Below are 20,321 nucleotides of genomic sequence, written 5' to 3' on the forward strand. Positions count from 1 at the left end.
GTAATGTACACCAAAGTGTCCTATTTGAATCATATAGGAAGAAAGTTACATGAAAACGATTCTGTTAGCCGATATGGCTCATGTTGATTTTGTACTATGATTCAGGTAACAGATGAATAGGGTGTACTTCACATATAGTGAATGCCTCGATTCTACCATGAGGGGGGATCCGTATTAAACGTGCAGGGTGGTTGAAGGGTTTATTCACACTAATGATGGTGTTTACTATATTTTTGGGAGGTTGTCAGAACATGAATGCAAGTGAGAAGGAAGCTCTATACCAAGAAGCTGAAGCAACCGTAATTCAGCACTTCAAGCAGAAGTTTGAACTGGATGTTGTGATTACAAGCAAAGAGTTGTTGCCGGAAATGGCAGTGTCCCAGATTGGGCTGAAAGGGCATGTGAAAGATCATGAAGATCAGAGCTTTGGCATTTCGTACGACTACAAAAAGAAGGTAACCAAGAACTTGGTCATTAGCCCTGAGATTGAGGAAGTGATGATGGCCAAGGGACATGATCCATACGACAAATAAAGGGAGGTGTAGTTATTGAGTAACGGGTCCAATATTGATGATGAAACGTATAAAACGATGTCTGATCTAGCCTACCAGGATCAAAAGGCTGGAGACAAATTAACGGAACTTCCCGGATGGGAGGTCCTTGAGGGGACGGAAAGCAATAAATTTTCCGGTTTTGATGCTGTAACATTTTATAATCCCGAGACCAAGGAAGCTGTCATTGCTTATCGTGGTACAGAAGGAAGTGCGTCCTTGGATCGCTCTATACCTGACTTTGTCATGGATGGCCGCATTGGGGGCGGAGAGTTGATTCGTAAGGGTCAGCAGGAGGCCGGGAATTTTGTTAATAATCTTACGCCGGATTGGCTCGACAAAGGTGTCGAAGGTGTCAAAGACTTCACGGGCATATCCAAAGTGGAGGATTGGGCTGGTGACAGGGTAAGAGACGTGGAGAACTGGACGGGTGATCGCGTAAAGGATATCGAGAAAACCGTTTCCCCTACAGGCTGGGCCAATCAGATGTATCAATCCGAAGACTACGCAAATCACATGCAGAACAAGCATAAGGATCTGAATTTCTCGATGACTGGACATTCCTTGGGCGGGGGAAATGCACAATATGCATCTGCTTATACCGGAATTCCAGCCGTGACGTTTAGTGCACCATCTGTAATGGGTAATCTGACGCCAGAAATGCGGCGCCGGGCAGAAGCGGGTGCATTTGACGGGCAGGTTGTGAACTATGCAAATCCAAGTGATCTGGTAGCCAGCGGAACGCTGGGAGGATATGACCGGCATGTGGGATCGACCTATTACATCAACTCCGATTATGACTCGGCGAATGACGGCGTGAGTATTATCGATAAAGCCAAGAACTCATTTGGCGGGGAAAACTATCACAGTCTGGATCAATATGATTTCAAAAATGGTTACATATCCAATGACCTGTACGATCCGATTACTGGAGAGAGAATCCGCTATTCACCACGCCTTATGGATCACATGGGACCATTCAGCAAGAACTTAGGCCCGTTACGTTCCAAGTCTGGCGGCGGTGGAGGTATGGCTTCGGCTGCTGCGGCTTCAGGTCTGATTCAGGTAACGCCGGAAGAACTGAAAAGTGTCGCTTCGCGGTGGAAGCAAAATGCACAACAATGCAATGCCGAGCTAAACCAGGTACGAAGCCGCATGGCTCAATACCTGCATACAAGCCGCAGTCGCAGGCTGGAGCCGATTGTCACCCAACTGGATGCGTCGATTCAAGAACTTAGCACATGGCATATGAAACATACCAGCCAGTTCCTGAACTTTATTGATGAGAAAGCAGATGCCTTCCGGCAGGCGGACGAGAGTCCGGTTCATTTTAATTAGGAACCAGGTTGGTTAATGTCGATATCACGTACATGGGGGAGGGGAGACACAAGTGGGTGGACAATTGCTGGTGGAATTGAATGATCTTCGAATTGCGGAAAAAGAACTGACACAGCTGCTTGCCCGTCTGCAAGCCGATGAACAGGAAGCGAGGGCGTTATACAGTCGCCTGAACGATTGGAAGGGGCAGTCTGCTGACCATACAAGGCAGCAGATTGAAGAATTTTTTGCGGGCCTGTCCAGACGAATTCAATCCATCGAACAGCAGAAGAAAAGCTTGCTGCAATACATTGAGATCATGATCCAGACGGATCAGGAACGCTAAGAAGTAGCCATACTGTTGCCATATTGCGGATGGCAATCAGCGTGGATAAGAGTGTGAATGTGGAGCGGCATGATTAGGCCTAAACCACGGATTGTAAAGAACATGGGTAACCAATCAAGATGATGATAGCTAAAAAAGCCTATGGCTTATCGGGTTTGATCCCGACGCCATAGGCTTTTTGTTATCTGAATTTTTCTCAGGTTTTCGTAAAACTGTAAGTTAGTTCTTAACGTTTTTTGCGACGCGTCGCCAGAGCGATTCCCAGGAAGGACAGAATCAGAGCCAGGATAGATACGATCAACGTTGCTTGTTGAAGTTTCAGCGTACCCGGGTCTGTATCCGTGTTGTTTGGTTCACCTGTAACGGTGTCATTGAGTGCATCGCCCAGCGTGGTGTCATCGTTTGCTTTGCTATCGTCGGTAGCTGCATTATCCCCAGTGGCGCCTTCTGTACCTGCACTATCGTGTCCATCGTTGGCATGACCTCCACCTGCCGCAGCATTACCAGCAGAGTCCGGATCTTCGCTAATCGTTGTGATACTGTGTGGGTTGGCATCACTTGGTTGGCCTGTCCATTCTACAATACTGCCATCACTGTAGTATTGGAAGGCATCCCAAGCTACTTCAGCTTCCGCCTTAGGGTTCTGTGCAACGAAGTTGAACTGCTGGAATTGTCCTGCCAGAATTCCCTCGTTATCGCCGTCAATTTCCCATGTGATCGATGTTACTTCATTGGAATCGTTCTTCTCCGTGGTGATTTTCCAGCCAGCCAGTGGTTGATATTGCTTGAATGCAACACCTTCCGGAACTTTCATGGTGATCTTGGTCGTAGGCAGTTCTTTCTCGGATGGAATCTTAATCGTGTACGTCTGCCATGCGCTTGTCTGTGCAACGGATGGGCTAACGGTAACGTGAGCGCTCGCGAATCCGGCGAATAACATGAATGCTGCGGTACCTGTTGCGATAGTGGATGTTAGTTTGGAAATCCATGATGTTTTCTTCAAAATAAATAACCCCTTTCAGTTCTTATCATATATGATTCGGCCCATTCTCTTAAATGAGTGTCTACGTTCTGCAAAGGCACCGTTCGGTTACGAATGGTTCTTTCGATCACCGTTATTCCCGGATTTTTTTGATTCAACTATATAAATTGAACTAAAGATGGTTTACACATGCAATCCGATGACAGAATAACCTTCCAATCGCTGTTATCCCCAGATTTTTTGATTCCCTTTTCTTAAGGGGAAAATCTGTTGATAAAGGCGAACGCTTCGCTTTTTCAGGTTTTTTCTGTCCTCTCCGTTTCAGTGTAAATAATAGTTCAATTTATATAGTAATAAGTTGAAATCCGGGAATAAAAGCGCGTGCTTCGCTTCTCCAGAATCAATTTCGTATTCTTCACTACATTTGCAGTTTGTAGAAACACTAATTTTAGATTGGGTCACTCAATATAAACGTTGTGTAACTATGGCTTGGCGGTATCAATCTCAAATTCGGCATCCAGTGCATCCAACGTTTTGGTCAGGAGATGTACCTTGATATTCCAACGTCCAGGCATGGAGATGTAATCTTCAGCCTTGTACACACCAGTATCATTTTTCGGAATGGTGATCTCATAGATCCCCATATCCATGTCCAGATGTGTGAGTGACAGGGTGATCTGTTCCAGATCATTAACGATACTGCCATCTGCACGTTTCACATCGACTTCAAATTGGTTCTCTCCCGTTATATTGGGACTCACCTGAAGTGTGATCGCCGAGCCATCTTCTGTAGTTTTTGTCTCCTGATACGGACCGACCGCTGCTGGTTGTCCCGGAGACAAATGTGTCAGCACGGCAGCAAGAGCGAGAATCACAGCACCAGTAGCAAGCTCGGCTTTCAGGCTGCCGGATAATCTGCTTCCCGTAGCTGCTCTTGCCAATCTGGCATGACGCCATGCAAAGAGAATCATCACAATCAGCAGGACGACCTTGCCGATCAGAACAAGGCCATAGGCTGTAGTGAACAGGGAGGTCAGCACGGGTTCGGGCAGAATAATCAGACTGCTGTATATCCCTGTAGCAACCAGAGCGGCTACGGCGCCAATCCCCCAGGCGGTAAACCTGCGAATAGCAACCCAGTAAACTTCTCCTCGCACCTTCGATGGCAGCTTGTCTGCCATTGGGGGCAGACATATCGCCATGGCGGTTAGTGCGCCAATCCAGAAAGCAGCACCAATCAGATGTATGAAATCCATGGCAATCGCCAGCTCACGTTGATCCGCCGCAGCCGGATGTCCCGTCATGGCATGCGTGAACAGCCATCCAAGCACAAGCACGAGTGAGCCGTAAGAAGACCAGATGCGAGCACGGATGGATCGATCGCGATCATATCCGGAGAGAATCGTGACAGCCAGCAGCAGTACAATGAGTATCTGTAACATCCAGATCTGACCAAAGGATGTCAGCTTGAGCGCACTTCCGATCAGTCCCCAGCTTAGTTCGTTCAGAGCCACACCAGATTCATACAATGTATTCAGTGGCAGGCTGACCAAGGCGGCAAAGGAAGCAGCAGCATAGCTGATCCATAACAATCTGTAGCTACCCGGAACGTCCATAGGTTCGCTTGTCATGGATGTCGGTGCAATTCGCAGCAGCAAGAATGCAAGTGTCCCAAGAATGACAGACAATCCGAGATACTGAATCCAGTCGGTCAAGGATACGATCCATTTGAGCGGTCCACCTGTTGAGCCGGAACCGGATGTAAGATCACTCAGCCCGGCAGGGGAGCCGGATGGCTCACCAATATGGAAAACATATGCCCCTTGGATGGGGTGCCCATCGGCAGATACAGCTTTCCAGTTAACGGCATATGTACCGTTCCCGAGTCCAGCCTGAAGGCCAGTCTCCAGAATATGAGGGCGATCCACATCAATCTGTACATTTCCATCGTCTGCCTGATTACCGTCAGGTCCGGTAATTTTGATATCATAAAAGGCCGTCTGCAAGGATTCGTTGAACTCCATCGTCAGCCGCTCCGGAGCAGCTACGAGGATCTCATTTTCTCCTGGCGAAGCCTTAACAATATAAGCATGGGCAGATGCCCACTGTGGCATAACAAGGCAGCATACGAGCAACAGGCAGGTGACCAATGCCCAGTGCCGTTTGCCCCATTTCAGGGTAAAGCGTGTAAAAATCAAAAAATCATCACCCTCAGGTTATAGATTTGTAGTCATTCATGGTCCTTTAAGCATAATCTAACCCATTATAACTTTGTCCAAAATGACTGCGTATGACTACATTGGGCTATAAAAAAACGATTTGGTCTACATAAATGTGACAAAAGCATGAATGTGTATGTTGCAGAACAACATCTCGTCTCATATTACAAATCTCATATAGGTATGTGTTACGTTCGTGCTACCATTCACATATCACTACGAAACTGCGCTATTTGCGAAGTTTACGTCCCGCAAGCCCGCTCTCTAGCGCATAGCGGGTGAGTTGTACCCGATTTTCAAGCTGGAGCTTCTGCAAAATGTTTTTGAGATGATTCTTCACGGTCTGGTCTGAAATACCGAGTTGATCGGCAATCTCCCGATTGGTATATCCCGCGGATACCCATTGCAGGATCTCAAGTTCCCGCGCCGTTAGCGGGTTATCTTGCACATCTTCACTGCGTGGTGCGGGAAACTCCTGCAAAATCCGGTAGGCCAGTTCCTTACTGAGGGGTGCGTCGTCACTGACGATGGCGCGCAGGTATTCAAGCCAGGTGGAAGGTGTTAGATTTTTGAGCAAATAGCCTTGAGCGCCTTGTTTCAGTGCTTCGAACAGAAACGTCACATCATCCGATACTGTGACCATAACAACAATAACATAAGGGAATCGCAGCTTGATCTGACGGGTGGCTTCCAGTCCATCCATGCCCGGCATCTGCACGTCCATCAGGATCAGGTCGGGCATCCATTGCCCGGTGAGCTCCAACGCTTCCTGTCCATTCGAAGCTGTACCAATCACTTCAAACAGGCTGTCCTCGGATAAAATGCTACAGATCGCTTCCCGCGCATGCGCATGATCATCAACAACCAATACACGTACATGTTCCATATTAAGTATGCTCCTTTCCTACCGTCATTCGGGTATGCCCCGGTCTTGAATCGAGGGTAAAAGACCAACCCATCTCGGCAGCACGCTCCTTCGTAATTCGCAGTCCGTACCGATCCTTCAGATGAAGAGGATCTCCACGTAGTCCATTCCCATTATCCTGAATATAAATGAACCAGGCAATTGGGTTACCTTCCGCGTGAACCTGAACGCGGGTAGCCTGCGCATGTTTGCGTACATTCAGTAAACCTTCGCGGATACAGGCGAGCAGTTCCACTTGCTCCTTGGCAGAGAACGTTACACCACTGAGGTCCCAATGAATCTGTGCACCAGGTACCGTTTCTTTGACGAGAACTTCGACCTGCGCATGCAGTGAAATAATTTCTGATGTTAGCGTAGAGGAGGGAACAAAACGCAACTGGGCAATCGCTTGCCTTACATATGTATTGACTTCATGCACGGTTTTTTGAATCTCTTGGATCTCATGCTCATGTCCGCTCCCTGCCAGACTACGGCCTGCTTTATCGGTCTTCACGGACAGCAAGAAAAGAGACTGAGATATGCCGTCGTGAAGTTCCCGTGCCAATTGGTCACGAGCTTCCAGCGCTGCTTTCGCTGCACGTTCCTGCTCCAGAGCAGCCCTGGCACCTTCGAGCATGTGGAACAATCGGCTGAGCAGTGTCACGCTGACGAGGTAAACGATGACGGGTGTTAACCAGTTTCCAGCGTCCATCGAAAGGTATGGCATCAGAAACTGATGGCGAATATATTCCCAGATGCCAACCGTGAAAGTGGGGATCAGCAGAATCATCCATTTAATTTGTTTATAGGACATGAATGCAGAACTCCTTTGATCTAGGATTAGCTTAATTAGGTACTTTATTTATACAGGGATGGGACCATTATAACGCAAGCTTGTCCAAGACCCTAGTCTGTGTATTTGGAGAAAGCTGGGGAGGATCAGGGAGTATTTAGAAGGATATCTAAGAATGATAAGGGGTGAAATGTTGTCACGCTAGGTGAGGGTTGGTGTGAACAGCTGAGGAAGGCTGAGTCCGTTTTCCCTATCGGAGAAGGTCCTCTATACTTATATAGAACGTGAATTCATTACAAAACATGTTAAGGAGTGAAGCAACAACATGAGTCAAGAAGTATTGGAACGTCGCAGTGAATTGCTCAAAAAGAACATTCACCAGATGCTTGTTCAAGACAATCAGCACGGTATCAGTCGCCAAGACAACATGTTTTTGCAGCAGATGATCAAAGAGCTGCATCAGACCTCACATGAACTGAATACCAAATCTTAATGTAGAATCTGCACGAGAATGAAGCTGTCTGGTGTACGATTCATTCCATGAAAATGAAATTGGCGCTATCTCCGATCAGACCGGGGATAGCGCTTTGACTTGTTTAGGGCTTATAGAAGAAGCTCCGTTCATCTTACTGCAACTGTTGCTGAGCGGTTCTTTTCTCAATATATTGAATGAACAACTCGGCAAGCTCCGGATCGAACTGTGAACCCGAACATGCGCGTAGCTCCCGAATCGCTTCTTCCACGTTCTTGGTTTCCTGATATGGCCGCTCTGTCGTCATGGCATCAAAGGAGTCAATCACGGTCAGCATCCGGCACAGCCGGGGAATCTCGTTACCCTTCAGGCCATAAGGATAGCCTTTGCCATCATAGCGCTCGTGGTGAAGTTCAATATACGGAATCAGATCGGCGAAGCGATCGTTCGTGATCACCATTTTTTTGCCCCAGGTGACATGTCCTTTGATCGTTTCCCATTCTTCTGCAGTGAGCTTGTCCTTTTTGTTCAGAATGGACCAAGGAATCTCCAGTTTTCCGATGTCATGAATCAGTGCTCCCAGCACGAAACGACGTTTTTCCGCATTGTCTAGTGCAAGCAATTCACTGATATCCAGTGCATATTTGTAGACCCGTTTGGAATGTTTAAACGTATCCATATCCTTGTATCTGAACAGATTGAGCTGCTGCTCGATGTCACGAACGTCCTGTACCAGATCAATCTCGTGTTCCATGCCATCATTGCTGCCGTGGCGGTGCACGTTGTTCTTGCCCTGTTTCTTCGCATAATACAGTGCTTTATCCGCCTGATCTACGAGCTGGGATTTGTTATACATATCCACCTGATAGGGCGCGACGCCAGCAGAGAAGGAGAGACAACCGTGTGGAAACACTTCAACACCTTCAAATGGCGTGTCGTTCAGTTGTTTACGCAGCTTGTTCATGAACCTGTAGGATTCGTCCAGTTCCATGCCTGGCATGAGCAAAGTAAACTCTTCCCCTCCATAACGAAAGGCGGTAACAGGTGTGCCTTCCGTCTTGCGCATCAGAAAATCTCCCAGCAGAGCCAGCAGACTGTCACCTTGTAGGTGGCCAAACCGATCGTTATACTTTTTGAAATCATCAATATCAATAAGCCCCAGACAGAGCGGCGTTCCCTGCGTACGAGCGGTAGTCAGTTCATTTTCCAACATACTTTCAAAGTAACTGTGGTTGAACAGGCCTGTGCGTTGATCCGTGTTAGCTTTCTCCTCAATGGTCTGATACATGACAAACAACTGCTTGAATGCATGGGAGAGCAGAATACTGAGACTCAGATACAACAACAGACCGAGCACGCCATTGTGTACAACCAGAATCGTCAGGACAAGCGCCAGAATCAGCGTACATAAATAAACCAGCAGGGATTCGGTTACGAATGCCCGCTTCATCTGCTGTAATGCATCCTTTGTGGAGAAATGAAAGAATAAGCCAAGTGTGATTGTGTTGATGATGAAGTAGGCTGCGAGTGCTGCAAAATAAGGAATCAGGTTATAGCCGTCCAGAGTTCCCGATTGCCCACCAGTCCACTCAAACACGGCAGCTGCTCCTGTAATCATGAGACTGTAGATGCTGAAATTGACAATGTGTTTCCACCAGGTAAGCTTGCGCTCTTTGATTAACAGGATGATGGAGACAGGAAGCAGTACAGATAAACTGAAAGCTCCGCCAAACATGAATATACAGGCAAGGTATACCGATGAATCCATGGATTGCTGATTGCCTTTGGGTGGAATCTGGAATGTGAAATAATCCAGAATTAACGCCGCACCCAGCATGGTGTAGACCATGACCCAATCCGCCGTGGTTAGATGAAGATAAGACCACTTGTTCATGTACAGAAAAACACCGATCCCGGTACAACTAAGCAAAATAACATACATACTGCTTCGATCTGCCTTATGGATAAGGTTACGAATAAAGTTCATAAAAAATCTCCTGCTTGAGTTTAGTCTAATCTTGATGTGTATATAGTTGGTGTTCTTCTATAGGGATATACTATATAGATGTATAACATACCAAGTTGCCTGCCAAAAATCCAGAAAGAAAAAACAGGCCGCTGGCAGCCTGTTTGTCTTGTTTGGCGGTATGGATACTAGCCGCCCAGCTTGTATCCCGAAGTTAACGCTACAACGACAGAAGCCACGATGATTGCGTTGATGACAATGCGGGAATATTTCATACCTTCTAATTTTTTCATGGAGAAGACCTCCCTTCCTTGGAGTCTACCTGTTTCTTCAAGCCTGATGAGTTTTAGCAGGTTGCACAGCCTTTTTGTCCCGATTCACCATCATGTATTGGATAAAAAGGAATATGCCAACGTTCATGACCACATCACCGATACTGATCACCTGAGTCCGTGGATAAGGGCTGGAGAGTGGTATGATATCACCGAGAAAAGGCAGATTTGTAGATGCATCCATCATAAAATGCTTTGATACGGCGCCGCCTTCCCTGAGCATGTCTACATAATAGGGACCCAGTACAGCGGAGGCTTCCACAGAAACAGGCATGCGCCCACCATTTACAGCCATAACGGCAAAATTGAGAAATACCCCAATCCAGATGAGCATGAACCCGGTATGGTGTCTGTTGAGCCACAGGAAAGCGAGCCCTGTAATGTAAACGGCAGCAAAGAGATATCCATTAATGGATGCCACCCATTCGAATCGTTCCTGGAGATAGAAAATAAAGAACTGGATTAGTAACAATACAGGGAAAATCCAGCCGCTTCGCAGTTTGAGTGCTGCAAACTGGTTGAGCCCATGCCGCAACCCGCCCCGAAAAAATCCAACGATTAAGCCTAGTAGAATACCGTCATATACCATGGAGTAACTCCTGTTCGTGCGGAGATATGCAATATGATTGCGTGTTTGTGTACATAATAGGATTCGACCTTATATTGGTAATTCCTGCATGAGAAAAATGATTTTGTAGAAGAAATTTGCAAAATGCTGAACAAAAAACCGCCTTTACGAATCTAGGGGTCGAAACCCCTGTAAAATTCGGTAAAGGACGGCTGCTTATGGTGCCAAAATACGAGCTTTAATTCGGTTAAAGACGGAATTTATTTTATTCGGATCCACCGTTCAGATAGTTGAAGAAAGGCTGGTCCACCCAGAAGTCATACGTTGTAATGTCCGCATCAGGTGCCAACTTCAGGAAACCTTCACGAATGGATTTGGCATTCTCTTTCAGAGAGAAGGACTGAGCATAGTAATTGCCAAGCGCGATCTTATTATTGGAAATGACAGGATAGTTCGCCAATGCAGTTGGTGAATAATACAGCGGTTGCCACCAGGAACTGAGAATCAATGGAGATGTACTGTCACTGTTCTTTTTGGCATATTTCAGCACAATGTCGTTGAAGCGGACTTTGTCTGCCACATTGTTGAACTCGAACTGAATATCATATTCCTTCGCAGAAGCAATATAGTTGCCGTTCTCGATCTGTGTCACTTTATAGTCTGGCGTTTCCTTCGGCTCGCCCCATTCCTTCAAATATATGAATGCAGATGTCTTCGGCTGGAATTGCACATCAGCATCAATACCTTCGCTACGCAACAAACCAACCAACTGTACAGCATGTTGAATATTATCGTGGCCGTAGGTAAGTGTCAGTTCATCGATAAAGTTGGAATCAAAGCGGCTATCCTTCAGATTGTAACCTGTTACGAGATCATCTCGCAGGGCCTGATCCACAATCTTTCTCAGCTCAGGTGATTCAATTAGATCGGCTGTGCGATATGCAGCGTATAGTTTGGAATAGATGTCCGCATCGCCGGAACGCCCAATCTCATGTTTGTATTTCCCTTGACTGACTAGTACGCGTCCAAGCAAAGTATTAGCGAAATCTTTACTTGCTACTCCGCCTTTAAGGAGAGCAGGGTATAGGCTTTCGGGAATCAGGCCAGTATCGATCGCCGCAGCCAGTTCCTGTGCGGCTTGTCCCTGAACACGGTTCGGGTTAATGCCAACTTTGGCAAGCGCTTTGGCTGTTTTCTCTGCAGGATATGTATAAGCCAGTTCCTTGAATCCGGCTGCTTTCACCGCGATGAAGACCGCTGCATAAGTGCTCAGATGATCCTTGGCACGTACTTCTGTACCGGAAAGAACCCCATTATTGTATAAGGATACGGCAGCATCATATGAAGAATCACCAGAAGACAGATCGGTAAAGACTGGAGCTTTGGCTTCACTGTCACTTGCTTGAGTTGCTTCCGTGATGGCTGCAATGGCTTGAATGAAATCACCTTTGGTAATCTGTTGCGGCAATTGAATGTTGTATTTCGCTTGCAAGAATTGAGCAAAATCCGCTGCGCTTTCCGTATAAGCGCCTGGCGCCTGAGCTACCGGTCCTTTGACACTTTGTAATGTGGTTGGTTTAGCCGGAGTTGCAGATGCTGCAGAAGCGGAAGCGGGCAAGCTTAGGCTGCCGAGTGTTACCGGAGCGGCGAGTAGAGCCGCCAGTGTGATCTGGGTGATTTTTTTCAAATGAATAGCCTCCTTAAAATGGGTTGGAAAATAAATAGCTTTGGGTTATAATTCTGACAATTCCTATCAGAATATAACAATTGGATCGACTTTAGCACGGAGACGCGCTGGATGTCAACGGAAAAAAACTTGTTACAGAACGGTTTCCAAAGCTTGGTAGAAAGTGAATTGTCAATTATATTCTATTTGAGTGTATACGCTCAAAGATTTATTGACAAGGATCGACAGTATCCGCTAGGATAAGAAAAAAGAATGTTGAAAAGGGGTATTTTCAAAATGAAAAGAGGTTTATCGTTCGTCTTATCGATCATCATGTTGGCTATTTTGTTAGCAGCTTGTGGAAATTCGGCTTCCAAAGACGAACAATCCGCCCAAGGCAGTGATTCTGAGAAATCTCTTCGGATGGCCCTCGTACTTCCCGAAAAAATAGGAGTTAACCCTTTCTTTGTACAGATGGATGAAGGCTTCAAAAAAGCAGGTGAAGAATTCAAAGTAGACACCAAGACGATTGAATCGACAGACCCGGCAGCATTTGAACAAAATCTGCGTGCTGCGGTTGCCGAGAATTATGATCTGATTATTACAGCAACTTTCCAGGCAGAAGATGCATTGAAGAAAGTCGCAGCAGAGAATCCGGACAAGTCCTTTGCAATTGTAGATACAACCGTTGATCTTCCCAACGTTCGTAGCGTTGGTTTCCGTGAATATGAAGGGGCGTACCTGCTCGGTGCAGCTGCTGGATTGTCCACCAAAACAGACAAAGTCGGCATGATCGCAGCAATGGATGTACCATTGATCAAGAAATATACAGAAGGTTTCAAAGCTGGATTGGAATCCGTGAATCCGGATGCAGAATTCCTCGTGAACTATGTAGGTGGATTTAATGACCCGGCCAAAGCCAAAGAATTGGCGCTGGTACAATTCGGCAAAGGCGCTGACTTCATCGCTGGCGCATCCGCTGTCGGCGATCTCGGCGTGTTCGAAGCAGCCAAAGAAAAAGGATTCTACACATCAGGTCAGGATACGGACCGTACCGTTGAAGACCCGGAACATATCGTATTGTCTCAATTGAAATCAACGGATACCGTTGCTTATGAGACTGTGAAAGATTTTGTGGAAGGCAATTTCAAAGCAGGTGCAGTGAACTATGGCTTGAAAGAAGACGGTGTAGGCCTGACTTACGTTACACGTGACAGCGAATCTCCATTGAATGCTTTCGTTGGACAAGAAGTAATCGACCAAGTGAAAGCAATCAATGATGATATCGTATCCGGAAAAATCGTAGTCAAAGATCCATTGCAACAATAGTTTTGAATGTTCTTTTCAATGAATGAGTGATGGAAATGATCAGCCGGCTGCCCGATCAGGCAGCCGGTTTTGCTGCTATTAAATGACCGAGTCCGAGGGGAGCGAATGCGAGATATGCTGTTGGAGATGGAGCAGATTACGAAGAAATACGGCGGCTTCACCGCTAACCGTGACATCCGTTTTAATTTGCGTGAGGGAGAGATTCATGCCCTGGTAGGTGAGAACGGGGCCGGTAAAACAACCTTGATGCGTATGCTGTACGGTATGGAACAGCCCACGTCAGGCACAATCAAAGTCCGCGGACGTGAGGTGAGCTTTGCCACGCCGTCCCAGGCGATGGCAAGTGGCATCGGCATGGTGCATCAGCATTTCATGCTGTTCCCTTCCTTTACGGTGGCGGAGAACATCGTGATCGGACGCGAACCGGCTAAGGCAGGTGCATTTGACCGCAAAAAAGCAGCGGCTCAGGTAAATGAGCTTGGCAGAAAATACGGCATGCCGGTGGACCCGTGGAAAAAAGTTTCCGAGTGCCCGCTTGGCATGCAGCAGCGTGTTGAAATTCTCAAGGTGCTGCATCAGGGCGCAGACATCATTATATTGGATGAACCTTCGGCGGTACTGACACCGCTGGAAGTGAAGGAATTGCTGGCGAACATGAAATCACTCGCCAAGCTGGGCAAAACCTTTGTCCTGATCACGCACAAGCTGCAAGAAGTTATGGATGTAGCAGACCGGATCACGGTGCTTCGGGATGGTCAGGTGACAGGTACGTTGGAAGCGAAGGATACACATATGGAGGAATTGTCCCGTCTGATGGTTGGTCGTGAACTTGTGCGTATGGACAAGCAGCCATCGGTTCCAGCGGAAGCGGTGCTTCAGGTGGAAGGGATCAATCTGTCCGGAGCGAAGGATCGTTCGGCGCTCAAGGAAATCCATATGGAGGTTCGAAAAGGTGAGGTGGTTGGTATAGCGGGTATCTCGGGTAACGGCCAGTCGGAACTGATTCAGGTCATTGCCGGACTGCGTAAGGCGGATAGTGGTCGCGTCTTGCTCTCCGGGCAGGATACAACCAACTGGCCTGTACGGCGCATCCGGGAGCATGGACTTGCTCATATCCCGGAAGATCGTTACATGTGGGGAGCGGCCAAGGATGCGAGTGTTCGCGAGAACGGACTAATGGGACACCATCATCGCTTGCAGTCACGCGGCATTATCAAAGCCAAAGCAGCAAGAACAATGGTAGAGAGTTGGATCCAACAGTTCAGCATCAAGACAGGTTCTGCGGAGACCAAGGCACAGTTTCTGTCCGGAGGAAACTTGCAGAAGCTGATTGCCGCTCGTGAATTTGCACAGGATACACCGTTTCTGATTGCAGCCGAACCAACACGTGGTGTGGATATCGGAGCGATGGAGACGATTCATGCCGAATTGCTGCGCAAGCGTAGCGAGGGTGCGGGTATTCTACTCATTTCATCAGAGTTGTCCGAAATTTTGCAATTATCTGATCGGATTATTGTCATGTATGAAGGTGAGATTGCGGGAGAATTGAGAGCAGAGGAAGCGACTGAGGAACAGATCAGCTTGTTAATGGCAGGAGGGAAAGAGCGGATATGAATCGGGTAAAAGAAACACTTCGCGGACTCGTGCAGCCGCTGCTTGCCGTATTCATCGGTCTGATTGCAGGGGCTGTGGCGATTCTGATCGTTGGCGGTAATGTGGTGGATACGTATGCGGAGATGTGGAAAGGGGCCTTCGGCAACTTCTACTTCTTCACGAATACGCTGGCTCGTTCCACACCAATTATCTTGGCAGGGCTTGGCGTAGCATTGGCATTCCGTGCCGGATTCTTTAATATGGGAGCGGAAGGCCAGATGATTCTTGGCGGGCTTAGTGCCGCGCTCACGGCGCTCTATCTGCCAGGCCCAGGCTGGTTTGTGTGTATTGCTGCGATTGTGGCAGGTATTCTTGCCGGGGGAATCTGGTCCCTGTTTGCAGGGTGGCTGGATGCGCGTTTCGGCATGAATCTGTTGATCACAACCTTACTACTTAACTATATTGCCATTTATTTCGGGGGCTACATGGTCTCCTATCCATTCAAGGACACTACAGGATCTGCTGCGATGGCTCAAACACCCATGATTGACCAGAGTATCTGGTTGCCAAAGTTGTTCCAGGGCATGGGGCTGCATGCAGGCTTCATTATTGCCATTGTAGCAGCTATTCTGATCTACTGGTTCACACATAAAACGGTGACCGGTTATGAAATCCGCATGCTCGGCAGCAACCCGTCCTTTGCAACCTACGGTGGTGTTCGCCGCATTCGCATGATGATGCTGTCCATGGTCATTAGTGGCGGACTTGCTGGACTCGCGGGTGCGGGGGAAGTGCTTGGTACACAGTACCGTTTCCTTGATGGCTCGTTGTCATCGGCAAGTTACGCATGGAGCGGCATTATGGCAACGCTGCTTGCCCGCTCACATCCACTCGGTACTGCTGTGGCAGCTATTTTGCTGGCTGCTTTACAGACAGGTGCCATGGGGATGGAACGGAACACAGATGTGCCGCTGGAAGTTGGCAGTGTCATCCAGGCTGTATTGACGTTATTTGTATCAGCTCAGATCGGTTATTCATTCCTGAAGCGGAGAAAGGAGAAAAAGTCCAATGCAACAACTGTTTGATGCAGCCATGTTTGGCTCAACCTTGCGGATTATGACTCCAATCCTGCTTGCAGCGCTCGGTGGGGCTTTGTGTTCTCGTGTCGGTCTGTTCAACGTCGGTCTTGAAGGACTGGTTCTGATCGGTGCGTTCTCCGCGATTGTCGGTAATTATCTGTTTGGCAATGTGCTGCTGGCTGTACTCTTTTCCATTATAATTGTGATGTTATTCTCGGCGCTCTTTGCCTTTATAAGCATTAATCTGAAGGCCAACGCCATCGTGGTCGGGATCTCGCTCAACTTCCTGGCTGCAGGGGTGACGACCTTTGCACTGCGTGCGATTTTTGATGTGAAAGGTGCATACTACGACAAAGACATGGTGGGACTTCCCAAGTGGGATATTCCATTGATTAAGGACATTCCGTGGGTCGGCGATGTAATATCGGGACATAGTCCGCTAGTCTACCTCGGTATTGTGCTCGTGATTGCATTACAATTCTATCTGTTCAAAAGTGTATCCGGCTTCCGCCTGCGCTCCGTCGGTGAGAACCCGATTGCAGCACAGAGCATCGGGATCAAGGTACGGGGTATCCAGTATGGTGCCGTTCTGATGTGCGGTGTGTTGTGCGCTCTGGCTGGAGCACAGTTGTCGCTCGGTCAGGTGACGATGTTTACCGAAGGCATGACTGCTGGTCGTGGTTTTATAGCGCTGGTGGCAACAATGTTAGGACAAGCCAATCCGCTTGGCGTGATGGGCTCCAGTGTGCTGTTTGGCTTCATGGAAGCATTGAGTATTCGTCTGCAAGGATTCTCCCTGCCAACGCATTTCACGTTGATGCTGCCGTATATTGTGACGCTGGTCGCGATGTTCTTTTTCAAAGACCGTACCTATGCACAGGATGCACTGAAAGCGGGCGGAAGCTCGCGTTAATTCTGAATGTCTATGTTAGAGACAGTAAAAGAAGGAGGAATTCCACTTGCATAACAAGGCTGAACGTTTGAAAAAAAGTAAAACCCCGGCACCCAAAACAGGTAACGATCACGGAGATCGGCTGCCGCCAGGACAGATGCTGACGGAGAAATTCCCGATTCTGCATGAAGGGGAAGTGCCGGAATACGACCTGTCCACCTGGGACTTGAAGGTATTCGGCGAAGTGGAGGAAGAGAAGGTGTTCTCTCTAGCTGAGTTGCAGGCGATGCCTCAGGTGAACACGGTGAGTGATATTCACTGTGTTACCCGCTGGTCGAAATTCGATACGCCGTGGGAAGGTATTCGCTTCTCCGATTTTGTGAAACTTCTGGGAGTTAAGCCGGAAGCCAAATACGTCATGATTCATGCGGATCATGATTATGAAACAAATGTACCGCTTGAAGAATTGATGCATGATGACGTATTGCTTGCATTCAAATACAATGGCGAGCCACTGACGCCCAAGCATGGTTTTCCGCTGCGTATGGTTGTGCCACAACTTTACTTCTGGAAGAGTGCGAAGTGGATACGTGGTCTGGAGTTTATGACAGAAGACCGTAATGGATTCTGGGAAGTGAATGGTTTCCACCATTTTGCCGATCCGTTCAAGGAACAACGCTTCTCGGGTGAAGATCTGCCGATTCCGGAAGACGAGTGGACGAAGAAGGAGTTTGATTAAGATGTTGATGCCTATTTTGCAGATTCATTCGGAAGACATGCCGGCATACGCCATCGTCTGTGGTGATCCGGCACGTGCGGAGAAGATTTCCCATAAGTTGGAGCAAGCGAGAGAACTGGCGTTCAGTCGGGAGTATCGTACATTTGTTGGTTTGTATGAAGGGGTACAGATCGCTGTGGTCAGCCATGGTGTAGGTTCACCTGGAGCAGCTGTCTGCTTCGAGGAATTGATTCGCGCGGGTGTGACAACTCTGATTCGTGTAGGTACGGCGGGATCGTATACAGCTGATTATCCGGCAGGCAGTGTGATTGTGAGTACAGCAGCTGTTCGTACGGATGGGTTGACTCGCCAACTGGTGCCGGATGGTTTCCCAGCGGTAGCGGACATTGGGGTGACACAAGCGTTGATTGAAGCTGCTCGTGAGCAGGGGAACGCAGCAAATGCCGAATCTGCGACTGCAGCGGGCAAAGTGGGCGTTGGTATCACCGTAACGCTGGATGCGTTCTTTGCAGGCGTGGAAGAGATTCCACACCGCAAGTATAAGCAGGCTGGAGCACTTGCGGCCGAGATGGAAATTGCGGCGCTCTACATCGTCAGCACCTTACGTGGCGCGCGTGCCGGAGCCATTGTCGCGATCGATGGATTCGCGGACAGCGACCTGGCTGCCGAGTATGATCCACATACGGATGCGGTTGGACAAGCGGTGGAGCGTGAGATTAATGCAGCGCTACGCGCACTCGCCACGCTTGCTCGCGAGGATCAGGCATAGATTGGTTAAGGCAAGTATACATTTTTGCTCAGTGTTACAAGCAAACCAGTAGATGATGTCCATTTGAGGTGGACAATATAAAAAGGGCGTCCCGTAAGGTCACGAATTTGACCCAGGGGGCGTCCTTTCCTTTTTAAGAGGGGGATGCAGGTACAGTAGCGAATTGTATTTGCATGGCATGTCATTAAATTAGGAGAGTGATTAAATATGGGCTGGAGTGAATTACGTGAAATTCCTAATGAATACAGCGATGAAGTACAGCGGATTGATGAGCAACTTTTGAAACTGATTGCAGCCAGAAAGGACATAACCGGAGCTGTCCAATACCAACCCCCTCAAAATACCATCGATGAATGGGTGAGCTTACTGGATATGAAGGAGGAAGATATCCGATATGTTCTCCGTAGCGTGCAACCGATGCCGCAAAGACACTACTTTCCAAGTGAACCTCTTCAATTGACGAGTGTGGTGCCGATTATGAAGAAAATGATCAAAGATTCGTGTGAGTATATAATCACGCATTCGATGCAATATGAAGGCGAAAGCCTCGTTTATGTGGAGATTCAATATAAGGGGAATGAAGCTGAGCGTATACAAATGGTTCCACATTTGGCTCTGGAAATATTCAGCGAACAGAGACATATCACCATGCGACATGGCAGTCGTGGAGGAGGTGGGGAGACGCAGATTAGTTTCCGAGTGGTTCCTGCTCTTCCTTCGTCTCTGGAAAACGTTCGATTCTCCTTGATTCCCTCAATACCTGAGATGGAATACAAAGTAGAGGAAGTCATTTTGGATAAACAGGTTGACTTCGATTAACGGAAGGGTTTAGAGATGGATTTAGCTTAATAAAGTTAATGTTTACGTCAAATAACACATAACTTGGGGGGATGTCCCTCGAAGAGAATGATAAAGCAAAAAATGGGTAAGTTATATAAAGGAACATCATATTGAAGATAAACAAATAAGGGAGGATTCTACGATGACACAGAACAATCAACCTCAGGACGAGGCGGAAATTCGCAACAAACTGGATGAAGACGGGGATTCCTTGATGGAGAAAAAGAAGATTCTAAGCGGAGTAGACATTGAACCGCAGGCGGACGAATGGGCAGCGAAGCCATCACCTGTTGCTTTTAATGAAGGAAATACTTCTTCGAAAAAATAAACAACATGAGCATCCTACGGGCTTGATGGAATGAAGATAAATGTAGCGAAGCAGGTACCCTTATGGTATCTGCTTTTTGGTTGTATAATAATGTAAAATTCAGCAGACGAAAGAGTGATGGGGATGATTACAGGTAAGAATAACATCAGAATGGCAGAAATGAGGGACTACTCTGGCGTGTCATTGTTGATGGATGAGCTGCACCAGATGCATGTTGAGGCACGGCCGGATCTATACAGAGCGTTAGAGACCAGAATGGAGGAAAAGGAGTTCACCGAACTGCTGGAAACGGACAAGCGTTTCCTATATGTTGCCGAGTCTTCCGAAACGGGGCTGATTCTGGGTTACGGGAGCGCGCAGTTAAGTGTAATTCAGGATAACCCATTGATGGTGGATCGCAGGATGTTGTACATCCATGAACTTGTAGTGGATAACAAACATCGGGGCCAAGGAACAGGTAAACAGTTACTACAAGCATTCATCGAGCTAGGGAGAGAGCTTCAGGCACACAGCGTGGAATTATCCGTGTCGACTTTTAACTCTGGTGCACAGGCTTTCTATGAACAGATGGGTCTGGTTGTCCGCAGTAGCAGGATGGAGTATACCTTGTAAGATGCACCGCTCTATTTAATTAGG

The 20,321-nt window shown here is 47.7% G+C and carries 20 protein-coding genes; 13 read left to right on the forward strand and 7 right to left on the reverse strand.

From position 1 onward, the window contains the following. The first annotated feature begins 251 nt into the window (after positions 1-251). Genes MKY92_RS02175 through MKY92_RS02185 form a run of 3 tightly spaced genes read left to right on the forward strand, consistent with a single transcriptional unit; the run spans position 252 to position 2,214 of the window. On the forward strand, positions 252-533 hold the full coding sequence (locus tag MKY92_RS02175) for a hypothetical protein (RefSeq protein WP_339298931.1): 282 nt from the start codon (positions 252-254) through the stop codon (positions 531-533). 15 nt (positions 534-548) lie between these two features. Next, on the forward strand, positions 549-1,889 hold the full coding sequence (locus tag MKY92_RS02180) for a hypothetical protein (RefSeq protein WP_339298932.1): 1,341 nt from the start codon (positions 549-551) through the stop codon (positions 1,887-1,889). A gap of 52 nt (positions 1,890-1,941) precedes the next feature. Beyond that, positions 1,942-2,214, forward strand: coding sequence for a hypothetical protein (locus MKY92_RS02185; protein WP_017691024.1), 273 nt, complete (start codon positions 1,942-1,944; stop codon positions 2,212-2,214). A 226-nt stretch (positions 2,215-2,440) separates the two neighbouring features. On the opposite strand, the gene MKY92_RS02190 is transcribed toward MKY92_RS02185, so the two are convergent. From MKY92_RS02190 to MKY92_RS02205, 4 genes are all read right to left on the reverse strand, one after another. Next, complete coding sequence (locus tag MKY92_RS02190) at positions 2,441-3,217, reverse strand: YcnI family protein (RefSeq protein WP_339298933.1); 777 nt, start codon at positions 3,215-3,217, stop codon at positions 2,441-2,443. Between the two features lie 461 nt (positions 3,218-3,678). Then, positions 3,679-5,394 carry a copper resistance protein CopC gene (locus tag MKY92_RS02195; protein ID WP_339298935.1) on the reverse strand — a complete coding sequence of 572 codons (1,716 nt, stop codon included), beginning with the start codon at positions 5,392-5,394 and terminating at the stop codon, positions 3,679-3,681. 250 nt (positions 5,395-5,644) lie between these two features. Then, a complete protein-coding gene (locus MKY92_RS02200) occupies positions 5,645-6,301 on the reverse strand; it encodes a response regulator transcription factor (RefSeq protein ID WP_036616682.1) in 657 nt (218 codons plus the stop codon). Position 6,302: 1 nt separating this feature from the next. Beyond that, positions 6,303-7,133 (reverse strand): histidine kinase, encoded by an 831-nt coding sequence (locus MKY92_RS02205; RefSeq protein WP_339298936.1) that lies wholly within the window; start codon positions 7,131-7,133, stop codon positions 6,303-6,305. A 304-nt stretch (positions 7,134-7,437) separates the two neighbouring features. On the opposite strand from MKY92_RS02205, the gene MKY92_RS02210 reads away from it, so the two are divergent. After that, a complete protein-coding gene (locus tag MKY92_RS02210) occupies positions 7,438-7,605 on the forward strand; it encodes a hypothetical protein (protein WP_017691019.1) in 168 nt (55 codons plus the stop codon). 133 nt (positions 7,606-7,738) lie between these two features. Here the strand turns inward: MKY92_RS02210 and MKY92_RS02215 are convergent, their stop codons facing one another. The 3 genes from MKY92_RS02215 to MKY92_RS02225 form a co-directional block, all read right to left on the reverse strand. Next, positions 7,739-9,571: a diguanylate cyclase gene (locus tag MKY92_RS02215; protein ID WP_339298937.1), complete on the reverse strand. Its 1,833-nt coding sequence runs from the start codon at positions 9,569-9,571 to the stop codon at positions 7,739-7,741. A 309-nt stretch (positions 9,572-9,880) separates the two neighbouring features. Continuing rightward, entirely contained in the window at positions 9,881-10,471 is a 591-nt protein-coding gene (locus MKY92_RS02220; RefSeq protein WP_076216483.1) for a DUF5317 domain-containing protein, read from the reverse strand. A gap of 244 nt (positions 10,472-10,715) precedes the next feature. Then, positions 10,716-12,137 carry a hypothetical protein gene (locus MKY92_RS02225; protein ID WP_339298938.1) on the reverse strand — a complete coding sequence of 474 codons (1,422 nt, stop codon included), beginning with the start codon at positions 12,135-12,137 and terminating at the stop codon, positions 10,716-10,718. Positions 12,138-12,413: 276 nt separating this feature from the next. Here MKY92_RS02225 and MKY92_RS02230 point away from each other — a divergent pair, with 276 nt between their 5' ends. The 9 genes from MKY92_RS02230 (at position 12,414) to MKY92_RS02270 (ending at position 20,297) form a co-directional block, all read left to right on the forward strand. Continuing rightward, positions 12,414-13,445, forward strand: a complete 1,032-nt coding sequence (locus MKY92_RS02230) for a BMP family protein (protein WP_145325689.1) — start codon at positions 12,414-12,416, stop codon at positions 13,443-13,445. A 114-nt stretch (positions 13,446-13,559) separates the two neighbouring features. Further along, positions 13,560-15,059, forward strand: coding sequence for an ABC transporter ATP-binding protein (locus MKY92_RS02235; RefSeq protein WP_339301649.1), 1,500 nt, complete (start codon positions 13,560-13,562; stop codon positions 15,057-15,059). Further along, complete coding sequence (locus MKY92_RS02240) at positions 15,056-16,123, forward strand: ABC transporter permease (protein ID WP_237177570.1); 1,068 nt, start codon at positions 15,056-15,058, stop codon at positions 16,121-16,123. The genes MKY92_RS02235 and MKY92_RS02240 overlap by 4 nt, the downstream gene beginning before the upstream one ends. Further along, positions 16,107-17,030, forward strand: a complete 924-nt coding sequence (locus tag MKY92_RS02245; protein ID WP_017691011.1) for an ABC transporter permease — start codon at positions 16,107-16,109, stop codon at positions 17,028-17,030. The genes MKY92_RS02240 and MKY92_RS02245 overlap by 17 nt, the downstream gene beginning before the upstream one ends. A 46-nt stretch (positions 17,031-17,076) precedes the next feature. Then, positions 17,077-17,748, forward strand: coding sequence for a sulfite oxidase-like oxidoreductase (locus MKY92_RS02250; protein WP_017691010.1), 672 nt, complete (start codon positions 17,077-17,079; stop codon positions 17,746-17,748). 1 nt (position 17,749) lies between these two features. Beyond that, on the forward strand, positions 17,750-18,517 hold the full coding sequence (locus MKY92_RS02255; RefSeq protein WP_339298939.1) for a nucleoside phosphorylase: 768 nt from the start codon (positions 17,750-17,752) through the stop codon (positions 18,515-18,517). A gap of 207 nt (positions 18,518-18,724) precedes the next feature. Next, positions 18,725-19,336: a hypothetical protein gene (locus MKY92_RS02260; RefSeq protein WP_339298940.1), complete on the forward strand. Its 612-nt coding sequence runs from the start codon at positions 18,725-18,727 to the stop codon at positions 19,334-19,336. A 163-nt stretch (positions 19,337-19,499) separates the two neighbouring features. Next, entirely contained in the window at positions 19,500-19,685 is a 186-nt protein-coding gene (locus MKY92_RS02265; protein ID WP_036616704.1) for a hypothetical protein, read from the forward strand. A gap of 150 nt (positions 19,686-19,835) precedes the next feature. Then, a complete protein-coding gene (locus MKY92_RS02270) occupies positions 19,836-20,297 on the forward strand; it encodes a GNAT family N-acetyltransferase (protein ID WP_339298941.1) in 462 nt (153 codons plus the stop codon). The last annotated feature ends 24 nt before the right edge of the window (positions 20,298-20,321 follow it).

It is taken from the genome of Paenibacillus sp. FSL R5-0623 (assembly GCF_037974265.1).
GTDB lineage: Bacteria > Bacillota > Bacilli > Paenibacillales > Paenibacillaceae > Paenibacillus.